This is a genomic window from Aeromonas sp. D3 (assembly GCF_027705025.1).
In the GTDB taxonomy this organism is placed as follows: Bacteria; Pseudomonadota; Gammaproteobacteria; order Enterobacterales; family Aeromonadaceae; genus Aeromonas; species Aeromonas salmonicida.
This window is the reverse complement of the sequence record NZ_JAPDBE010000019.1, coordinates 76,733-86,966: the sequence shown is the minus strand read 5'-3', so window position 1 is coordinate 86,966 and position 10,234 is coordinate 76,733. Positions and strand designations below refer to the sequence as shown.

Sequence of the window (10,234 nt, the reverse complement as noted above, 5' to 3'; positions counted from 1 at the left end):
CTCATGATGAACCCTGTTCCATGGCTCCAGATGACAAACATGATCTCATATCAGGGACTTGTTCGCACCTTCCCTAGAAGATTACTCAAATGCTATACACATAAAACAAGCAATTTCTTGGTACCATTCGTCCATAAAAAATCATCAATATAATAGAGAATATATTAGTTCTATGTTGGACTATGCAAAGGATGGGAAAGGACTCCTTCATGATCTAATTAAAAATATCCTTTTAGGAAAAACCACATTAGCCGGCAATGAAAAAATTCACTTTAATGAAATAAGAGAATTTATTAAACAGTAATTCACTGGATCTACTTTAACAAAAAAGGCGACCATCCGGTCGCCTTTTTTATTTCTATCGCTTTTCAATCAGGAAAACTCACCGCGCCGGTCGCTTGGCACCATTCCCTTTGGCTGCAGGCTTGCCACCTTGAGTAGCGGGTTTGGTGCCCGGCTTGGCAGAGCCTGCACGGGTCGGAGTTTTACCCTTGTGGGCGGGTTTTCCGGCAGGTTTGCTCTTACCAGCACTCTGACCTGCGCCCTGTTTACCATTAGCAGCCTCGCTGCGGGCAGCCTTGTTACCAGCCCCATTACCCCGCTGATGAACGATATTGCTGTGGCGGGTCAGAGCCGGTTTCAGCCCCTTGTTGATGCTGCGCTCGGCCTTGGCTTCGCCGCGCCCTTCCGGTGGCACCAGGCAGTTGGGGCCGTTACCGATGAGGTGGCCCTTGCCCATTTCCAGCAGGGCTTCGCGGATCATGGGCCAGCCGGCCGGATCGTGATAGCGCAGCAACGCCTTGTGCAGGCGGCGACGGCGTTCCCCTTTCACCACGAACACGTCCCCGCCCTGGCGGCTCACTTTGTTGAGCGGGTTTTTCTCGGTGTAATACATGGTGGTGGCGTTGGCGAGCGGCGACGGGTAGAAGTTCTGCACCTGATCCAGCTTGAAGTTGTTGGTCTTGACCCAGAGCGCCATGTTCACCATGTCTTCATCCGTGGTGCCCGGGTGGGCCGAGATGAAGTAGGGGATCAGGTACTGCTGCTTGCCCGCCTCTTTGGAATACTTGTCGAACAGCTCCTTGAAGCTGTAGTAGCTGCCCATGCCCGGCTTCATCATCTTGGAGAGCGGGCCCTCCTCGGTGTGCTCGGGGGCAATCTTGAGGTAGCCGCCGACGTGGTACTTGGCCAGCTCCTTGATATAACGTGGATCTTCCACCGCTATGTCGTAGCGCACCCCGGAAGCGATCAGTATCTTCTTGATCCCCTTCACATCCCGCGCCTTGCGATAGAGGTTGATGGTCGGGGTATGGTCGGTATCCATGTGCGGGCATATGGTCGGCCAGACGCAGGAGGCGCGGCGGCAGGTCTGCTCGGCCCTGGGGCTCTTGCAGCGCAGCTTGTACATGTTGGCGGTGGGGCCGCCCAGATCCGAGATGACGCCGGTAAAGCCCGGCACCTTGTCGCGGATCTCTTCGATTTCTTTGATGATCGACTCTTCCGAGCGGCTCTGGATGATGCGCCCCTCGTGCTCTGTGATGGAGCAGAAGGAGCAGCCGCCAAAGCAACCACGCATGATGTTGACCGAGGTCTTGATCATCTCGTAGGCAGGGATCTTCTCCTTGCCATAGGCCGGGTGCGGCACCCGCTGGTACGGCAGGCCGAACACGCCGTCCATCTCGTCGGTTTCCAGCGGGAAGGCGGGCGGGTTGACCCAGACGATGCGATCGCCGTGGGCCTGGGAGAGCGCACGGGCACAGCCCGGGTTGGTCTCGTGGTGCAGGATGCGGGACGCGTGGGCGTAGAGCACCTTGTCTTCCTTCACCCGCTCGAACGCCGGCAGCTTCACATAGGTTTTCTCCCAGGGCCTTTGCTTAGCTGGCTGCACCAGCACCGGCTTGGCTTCTTGCTCCACCGGCGCCGTACCCTCGTCGTCACTGCAGGGCGCCCCTTCCATATAGGGGTTCATGATGGGGTCGATGCGGCCGATCTGATCCAGCTTGCTCGAATCCACCCCGCGCCACTCGGGCAGCGGCTCCTTGCGGATCACAGCTGTGCCGCGAATGTCCTGCATGGTGTCGATGGTTTCGCCATTGGCGATGCGGTGCGCCACCTCGATGAGCGGGCGCTCGGCGTTGCCATAAATGAGGATGTCGGCCTTGGCATCGAGCAGGATGGAGCGACGTATGGTCTCGGACCAGTAGTCGTAGTGGGCTATGCGGCGCAGCGACGCCTCTATGCCACCTATGACTACCGGCACCTCTTTGAAAGCTTCTTTACAGCGCTGGGTATAGACCAGGGTGGCGCGGTCGGGCCGCTTGCCGCCTATGTCTCCCGGTGTGTAGGCATCATCGTGGCGCAGCTTCTTGTCGGAGGTGTAGCGGTTGATCATGGAGTCCATGTTGCCCGCGGTCACCCCGTAGAAGAGGTTGGGTTTGCCCAGACGCATGAAGTCATCTTTCGATGACCAGTCCGGCTGGGCAATGATGCCGACCCGAAAGCCCTGGGATTCCAGCATGCGGCCGATCACCGCCATGCCGAAACTCGGGTGATCCACATAAGCGTCACCGGTCACCAGGACTATGTCACAGCTGTCCCAGCCGAGCTTGTCCATCTCCGCGCGGGACATGGGCAGGAAGGGCGCAGTGCCGTAGCACTCGGCCCAGTAGCGGGGATAGGAGAAAAGGTGGGTAACCGGCTGCATTTTGAACACCTGGAACAATTCGGGTCGCGCATTATACCGGCAGAGCAGAGCGGGAGCGATGGCTTTTTACCCCTACAGAGCAAGGGGGAAAGGTGAGCCAGTGACTGGCTCGCCTCAATAACGCGGGGTTGAACGGGATCAGGCCAGGACGCGGGCCAGCACTATGCGGCTGTAGTGGCGCTGCAGCAGCTGATAACCACCGAGCAGACACCAGACCAGGGCTGGCGCCAGGAAGATGGGGTGAGTGGCCAGACGCAGCATCAGCAAACCCAGCAGGATCAGCGCGAACGGACGGATCTCGTAGAGCCAGAGCGGCCAGCCCTGCTTGCGGGCAGGGAGTGGCTTGTCGATGCGTCTATGGGCACTGCGCCTGAACCAGGCCAGGGAACCGGCCAGATAAAACGCCAGTCCGGCCAGCAGCAGACCCGGTTGCTCGGCAACCCCCAGCAACAGCAAACCGCTGCCCATATAGGCAAAAGGCAGCGGCTCATAGATAGCAGATGGCAACATAGCTCACCTCAAGGTTAAAACTGGCTACATATTAACCGCCGACTGCCGTGATGCCATCCGCTTTCTGCGGCTTGCACCTATATGGGTGTAGGTATCAGGCCGCCGGTTTATCCTCGGCTTTCACCGCCAACTCGGCTGCCAGCGCCTCGTCCACCAGCAGATCCCGCGCCCCTGTCATGCCCGCCCGTTTGGCCAGCAGATGATAGATGGCAGGCACCATCAGCAGAGTCACCAGGGTCGCGAGAGACAACCCGAAGAAGACCACTGTGCCCACCGCCATCCGGCTCTCGTAACCTGCCCCCATGGAGAGCATCAGCGGCACTGCCCCTATGATGGCGGTCAGCGACGTCATCAGAATGGGCCGCAGGCGGCGCACCGAGCCGGCAATGATGGCCTCATCGAACGCTTCCCCACGCTGACGCAGCTGGTTGATGAACTCTACGATCAAGATGCCGTTCTTGGTCACCATGCCGATCAGCATGATCATCCCGATCTGGCTGTAGATGCTCAGCTCCTGTCCCGTCAGCCAGAGGCCGAGCAGACCACCGAAGATGCCAAGGGGAACCGTCACCATCACCACAGCCGGGGTCAGCATGCTCTCGAACTGGGCCACCAGCACCAGATAGACCACCAGCAGGGCCAGACCGAACACCATTACCATCTCGCCCTGGTTGTCGCGATAATCCTTGGACTCACCGGCGTAATCCACCGTCATGCCGCTCGGCAGATTGGCATTGGCCCAGCCATCGAGGAAGTCCAGCGCCTCCCCCAGGGTGCGATCCGGCGCCAGATCGGCGGTGAGGGTCACCGCTTTTTGCCGCTGGTAATGGTTGAGCCGCTGCGGGCTCGCCACCTGTTTGACGGTGGCCAGGGTGGAGAGACTCACCATCTCGCCACTGGCAGCCTTGAGATAGATACGGCTGAGATCGGACACGCCGTTGAAGTCGTGCTGATTGGCGCGCAGATAGACGTCGTACTCCTCGCCCCTGTCCACATAGGTGGTCTGGCTCACGCCGCCGAGCAGGGCCTGCAGCGAGCTGGCCACGGTCGACACTGGAATGCCGAGCTGGCTGGCCCTGTCCCGCTCTATGGTCACTTGCAGCTCGGGGGTCTTCTCGGCGTAGTCGAGATCCGGCATCGACATCAGGCTGCTCTGGGCCGCCGCCTCTTTCAACGCCAGCCCTTGCTGGTAGAGCTCGGCATAGTCGGAGCCCTGCAGCACGAACTGGACGGCAGCGGTGGAGCCGCCCCGAAAGCCCGGCTGGAAGGTGCGGATCATCACATCTGGGATCCCCGCCAGTCGTCCACTCAGAGACTGGGCAAACTGGGTGGCAGTTTCGTCCCGCTCGGCCCAGTCGGTGAGCTGAATGATCGCCATCCCGGTCTGATCGCCGCCACGGCCAAAGGCCGGGGTGCTGAAGCTCATGGCCTGCACCACTCCCTTGCCCAGCAGCGGCATGATGGCGGCCTCCACCTGCTGCATGTTGCGCTTCATCCGCTCTATGCTGGTGCCCTCGGCCCCCTTCACGAACACATAGAGCACGCCCCTGTCTTCGGTAGGGGTCAGGCTGGTGGGCAACTGGCCAAACAGGGCACCGATGCCGCCAAGGCAGAGCAAGAGCACCAGCGGCGTCCAGGCCGAACGACGCAGCACCCAGCCAAGCAGGCGTCGGTAGTGTTTTTCTACCCAACCGAGGCCGCGATCGAGCGCCGCCGTCAGCACATTGGGTTTGTCGACGGAGCGCATCAGCCAGGAGCCCATGGCCGGCGTCAGGGTCAGTGCCACTAGGGAGGAGAAGAGCACCGCCAGGGAGAGCAGGATGGCGAACTCGGTAAAGAGCCGCCCCACCATGCCATCCATGAAGGCGATGGGCACAAACACCATCACCAGCACGGCCGTGGTCGCCACCACGGCAAAACCCACCTCGCGGGTGCCGTGCCAGGCCGCCATCAGCGGTGGCTCACCCCGTTGCAGGTGGTGGTGAATGTTCTCCACCACCACTATGGCGTCATCCACCACCAGACCGATGGCGAGGATCAGTGCCAGCAGGGTAATGAGGTTGATGGAAAAACCGAGATACCAGGCACCTATAAAGGCGGAGATCAGCGACACAGGGACCGTAATGGCCGGGATCAGTGTGGTACGCCCCTGCCCCAGAAACAGATAGAGCACGGCCACCACCAGCACGGCGCTGATGGCCAGCGTCTCGTACACCTCGTCGATGGCCTGCTTGATGAAGATGGTGGAGTCATAGTCGACCTCGAGCTTGGCCCCTTCCGGCAGGAAGCGCTGCATCTCGGCGACCTTCAGCTCGATGCCCTGGGCCACCGCCAGGGGGTTGGCGGTGGACTGGGCGACTATGCCGATCCCCAAACTCTCGCGACCATTGCGCTGATAGGCGCTGTCTTCATTCTTGGCGCCCACCTCCACATCGGCGATGTCCGCCAGATAGATGCTCTGACCGTTGTCGGCACTGCGCACCTGCAAGGCCTGGAAATCGGCAGCTGTGTGGTAGAGGCGGGCAATCTGCACCGCCATCGTCATGCTGTTGTTGCGAATTTCGCCGCCCGGCAGCTCGATATTCTCCCGCTTGAGGGCATCCTGCACGTCCGCCACCGTGATGCCACGGGCTGCCATGTCCGCCGGGCGCAGCCGCACGTACATCACCTGGGTCAGATCGCCGGAGAGGGCCACCTCGCTCACCCCGTCCACCAGACTCAAGGGGTCGACCAGCACGCGGTTGGCGTAGTCGGTCATGGCGGTACGGTCCATCTGGGTGCTGCTGAAGTTCAACCAGACAGCAACATCGCCGTTACCGTTGTCCTTGGTGACCATGGGTTCATCCACGTCGTCCGGCAACCTGGGCCGGGCACGGGAGAGGGCATCGCGCACATCCGAGGTGCCCTCCACCATGTTCCAGCCGAGCTTGAACTCCACCGTGATGACGGAGCGCCCCTTGCGGGTCACCGAGTTGATGTTTTTGATGCCGCTGATGCCGGAGAGCTGATCCTCGATGGGCTTGGTGACCTGGCTCTCCATGACGGCGGGGGCCGCCCCCTCGTACATGGTGGTGATGGAGACGGATGGCGTCTGCACATCCGGCATCTCGCGCACCGTCAATTTGCTGAAAGCCACCAGACCGAACACGGTCAAGAGGGCACTCAATACCACAGCCACCAAGGGGCGACGAACAGATACATCGGAGAGCCACATCAGCCTTTGACCTCCGCCAGATCGTGCACACTGATGCCGTCACGCAGATTGACCAGCCCCTCTACCACTATGCGATCGCCGACCTTCAAGCCCTCGGTGACCCACACCTCTTCACCATGGGTATCCCCCAGCACCACGGCCACCCGCTTGACCCGACCATCGGGCTCGAGGCGATAGACGAAGCGCTGTTCACCGGCGTACTCCACCGACTGGGCGGGGATCAGGGTCATCTTCTGGGGCGGCAGGGAGAGCTCCACATTGAGCAGCATGCCGGGCCGCAGCTGACCGTCAGGATTGGGAATGATGACACGGGCCTTGATGTTCTGGGTATCGTTGGACACCCGGCTGTCGAGGGTCTCCAGCACGCCATGAAACGATTGCTCCGGCCAGGCCGAGCTGGTGGCGGTCACCGCCATGCCGGGGCGCAGCAGGGAGAGGTAACGCTCGGGCACCGCCAGATCGAGCCGCAGCCTGGCAAGCTCATCGAGATGGAGCAGGGTGTCACCACTGTTCACCAGGGCCCCTTCACTCAAGTCGATGAGGCTGACGGAGCCGTCAAACGGCGCTTGCAGGGTGCGCAAGGAGAGCTCGTAACGTGCCGCATCCACCCTTGCCTGGACTTGCGCCACTGTGGCCTCCTGCCCTTCCAGCTCTGACTGGGTCACGGCGCCGCGCGCCACCAGCCGGCGCATGTCCCGCAGCTTGCGAGCCTCATCGCGCGCACTGGCACTCTGCTCGGCGAGCTCCGCCTGCTGCTTGCCCGCATCCAGCGCAATCAGGGTATCGCCCTGCTTGACCTGCTGACCGGAGCGCACCGCTATCTTGACGATACGCCCTGTCACCTCGGGGCTTATCACCACGGAGCGATTGGCGGCCAGCTTGCTCACCAGCTTGATGGAGGGTTCAGCCAGACTCTGCTTGACCGTTTGCGCCCTGATATTGACCTGCTTGGTCTGGGGTTTGCTGACGGCTTCACCGTTACGGTAATACCAGACACCCAGCATCAGCAGGGAGAGACAGGCGATCGACAGCCACATACGCATTTTCATCAAGCAATCCATGAAATTAGGGAAAAAGGAGGCACTTTATCAATGATGGGCATCATGTTACCCCCTGACTATGCCGTGACTATGTATAAATGTGACAAAACGTAACAGAAGCGGTGGAAGATCACCGAAATCGTCGCCACAGGAGACGTTCTTGATGGTTCTGCCCTAAACTGATGAACCGAACCAGTCCAGATCAGGCCAGGCCGCCTATGCCAGAGAAACGCATCCATATCGTCACACACCGCCTGCAATGGCTGCTGGGCTCCCTCGTCATACTGCTGCTTGCCCTCACCTTCCATCAGACTCTGAAACAGGTCACCGAACTCAACGAGCGCGATACCCTCAACATCGCGGCCCGTTTGCGATCCCAATTCCAGCAGATGGAAACCGTGCTCGAGGCCATGCGTGGCCAGGCCGAGGAGCGGCTGCGCAGCAATCCGCAATCGGCGCTGACTCGCCAGCTTTATCAAGCCCTGCACACAGATCCCGAGCTGGGATTCTCGTTGGACAAGGTTCCCGCCAACCTGCCCGCCGGGCTCAGCGGCAATCTGACCGGACTGGGCCGACTGCCCGCCCCGGGCAGCGAGCGAGAAGCCAGACTGCATCTGGCGCTCAGTCTGTCACCCCTGCTCTCCACCGCCAGCAAGCTGCTGGGGGACAAGGTCGCCTGGGTCTATTTCACCGGGGTAGATGACTTTATCTATCTCTACCCCTGGATCCCCTCCAGCGAGTTTCGCTTTCATCGCGCCATCTATCTGAAATCTTACTGGCAGGATGCCCTGAAACAGCAAAACCCCAGCCAGCGCGCCATCGTATCGCGCCCCTACGAAGATTTTGCCGGTATGGGGCAGATGATTTCTCTGTCACAACCCATAGTGAAGGATCAAACGCTGGTGGGGGTCATCAGTATAGATGTGCTGCTCACGCGACTCGATCGGCTGCTGCATGAGTCCACCCCCGCCATTGGCAGCCTGTTTTTGGTCAACCAATACCAGCAGATCTTGGCCAGCAGCGCGCAGGGGGCCGACTTTGTCCCAAAGTTCCAGACTGACAGGCATGGTTACCAGTGGCGGCAAGGAGCCCTCCAACTGGTCCAGACTATTCCTGATACGCAACTCACCCTGATCCACCGTATCCCGCTGACCGCACTCACCCAGGCCCTGTTCTGGCATTCACTCCCTTCCCTGATCACCATCCTCTTCATGATGTGGGCGGCGCTTTCCAGCCTCAAGGCCCGTCGTCTGAACCGGCAGCTCGACTATTTATCCAGTCACGATGCCCTGACCGGCACCTACAATCGCCACTATTTCGATGAATTCGAGCGCCTTCATCTGCGAGCCAAAGCCCGTGAAGTCGGAGTGGTCATGTTCGATTGCGATCACTTCAAACAGGTCAACGACCGCTTCGGTCACGAGGTTGGCGATCAGGTGCTGATCCGGCTGGTCACACTCTGCCAGCCTCTGCTGAAGAAAGAGGATGCCCTGATCCGCTGGGGTGGCGAGGAATTTCTGCTGCTCGCCAGAGGGCGCGAGCCCCTCGAACTTCTGCTGCTCGCCAGAGGGCGCGAGCCCCTCGAACTTCTGCTGCTCGCCAGAGGGCGCGAGCCCCTCGAACAACTGGCCGAGCGGCTGCGCCTGCAGATAGCAGAACATCCATGGGAGGAGATAGCGCCAGATCTTGCGGTCACCATCAGCCTGGGCTATCACCATTGCCGTGCCGGGACTCCACTGAAGGAGGCTATCCACCGGGCGGATCTCGCCCTCTATCAAGCCAAAGCCAATGGACGCAATCGAAGCGAAGGCTGGCAGGATGACGGCGCCAAAAACACGGGGTAAGCTGGGAGCCTCACTCACCTCAGGAGAGACAAAGTGTCACGAAAACCCCGCGTGGGATTGGCTCTGGGCAGTGGTGCTGCCCGAGGATGGGCCCATATCGGCATCATACGGGCGCTGGAGCGCCTGGGCGTCAAGCCGGATCTGGTGGCAGGTTGCTCCATCGGCAGCTTTGTCGGTGCCGCCTATGCTGCTGGCGAGCTGGACAAGCTGGAGTCCTGGGTGCGCGGCTTCAGCCGGTTGCAGGTGGTCAGCCTGCTCGACCCCGCCCTCTCCGGCGGGCTGTTTCGCGGGGAAAAGGTGTTTGGCATCGCCGCCAATCACCTGGGCGACCCCGTCATCGAGAGCCTGCCCCTTCCCTTCGCCTGCGTTGCCACCGAGCTCGATACCGGCCGCGAGATCTGGCTGAAAGAGGGGCCGCTGCGCCAGTGTGTACGCGCCTCCTGCGGCATGCCTGGCATACTCACCCCCACCCTGGTCGAGGATCGCTGGCTGGTAGATGGCGCCGTGGTCAATCCCGTGCCCATTTCGCTGGCCCGCGCCATGGGGGCCGAGGTAGTGATCGCCGTCAACCTCAACGCCGACATGCACCAGCCCTGGACAGATGAACCGGATGAGCCCGTCACCGGCAACCGCTTCAGTCAGTGGCTGAACCGGGGCGATGGCCCCAATACCCCTGGGATGTGGAGCGTGATGACGGGTTCCATCAACATAATGCAGGAACGCATCACCCGCGCCCGTATGGCGGGGGATCCGCCCGAAATCCAGCTCTGCCCGCGCCTTGGCAGCTTCTCCATCATGGACTTCCACCGGGCCTCCGATGCCATCAACGAAGGGGAAGCCTGTGTCGAACGCAACATGGAGCAGCTCAAGGATGAGCTTTCCCGTCTCGGCTTGATTTGACGCCAGGTGCCAACCTGACGAG

Annotated in this window: 6 protein-coding genes; 2 read left to right on the top strand and 4 right to left on the bottom strand. The window is 60.8% G+C overall.

The window, feature by feature from the left end:
- Positions 1-382: 382 nt before the first annotated feature.
- The 4 genes from OKC28_RS12815 to OKC28_RS12800 all read right to left on the bottom strand — a co-directional run bounded on the left by OKC28_RS12815 (position 383) and on the right by OKC28_RS12800 (position 7,477).
- Positions 383-2,704 (bottom strand): YgiQ family radical SAM protein, encoded by a 2,322-nt coding sequence (locus OKC28_RS12815; protein ID WP_270689532.1) that lies wholly within the window; start codon positions 2,702-2,704, stop codon positions 383-385.
- Positions 2,705-2,842: 138 nt separating this feature from the next.
- A complete protein-coding gene (locus OKC28_RS12810; protein WP_021138812.1) occupies positions 2,843-3,214 on the bottom strand; it encodes a hypothetical protein in 372 nt (123 codons plus the stop codon).
- A 94-nt stretch (positions 3,215-3,308) separates the two neighbouring features.
- Positions 3,309-6,428 carry an efflux RND transporter permease subunit gene (locus tag OKC28_RS12805; RefSeq protein WP_270689530.1) on the bottom strand — a complete coding sequence of 1,040 codons (3,120 nt, stop codon included), beginning with the start codon at positions 6,426-6,428 and terminating at the stop codon, positions 3,309-3,311.
- Positions 6,428-7,477 (bottom strand): efflux RND transporter periplasmic adaptor subunit, encoded by a 1,050-nt coding sequence (locus OKC28_RS12800; protein ID WP_270689528.1) that lies wholly within the window; start codon positions 7,475-7,477, stop codon positions 6,428-6,430. The genes OKC28_RS12805 and OKC28_RS12800 overlap by 1 nt, the downstream gene beginning before the upstream one ends.
- Before the next feature lie 209 nt (positions 7,478-7,686).
- Here OKC28_RS12800 and OKC28_RS12795 point away from each other — a divergent pair, with 209 nt between their 5' ends.
- A complete protein-coding gene (locus OKC28_RS12795) occupies positions 7,687-9,312 on the top strand; it encodes a sensor domain-containing diguanylate cyclase (RefSeq protein WP_270689526.1) in 1,626 nt (541 codons plus the stop codon).
- A gap of 33 nt (positions 9,313-9,345) precedes the next feature.
- Entirely contained in the window at positions 9,346-10,212 is an 867-nt protein-coding gene (gene rssA, locus OKC28_RS12790) for a patatin-like phospholipase RssA (RefSeq protein WP_011898481.1), read from the top strand.
- Positions 10,213-10,234: the final 22 nt, after the last annotated feature.

Excerpts from the sequence above, each read along its gene's own strand:
- OKC28_RS12815 (WP_270689532.1), bottom strand. The coding sequence starts at position 2,704 with ATGCAGCCGGTTACCCACCTTTTCTCCTATCCCCGCTACTGGGCCGAG.
- OKC28_RS12810 (WP_021138812.1), bottom strand. The coding sequence starts at position 3,214 with ATGTTGCCATCTGCTATCTATGAGCCGCTGCCTTTTGCCTATATGGGC.
- OKC28_RS12805 (WP_270689530.1), bottom strand. The coding sequence starts at position 6,428 with ATGTGGCTCTCCGATGTATCTGTTCGTCGCCCCTTGGTGGCTGTGGTA.
- OKC28_RS12800 (WP_270689528.1), bottom strand. The coding sequence starts at position 7,477 with ATGAAAATGCGTATGTGGCTGTCGATCGCCTGTCTCTCCCTGCTGATG.
- OKC28_RS12795 (WP_270689526.1), top strand. The coding sequence starts at position 7,687 with ATGCCAGAGAAACGCATCCATATCGTCACACACCGCCTGCAATGGCTG.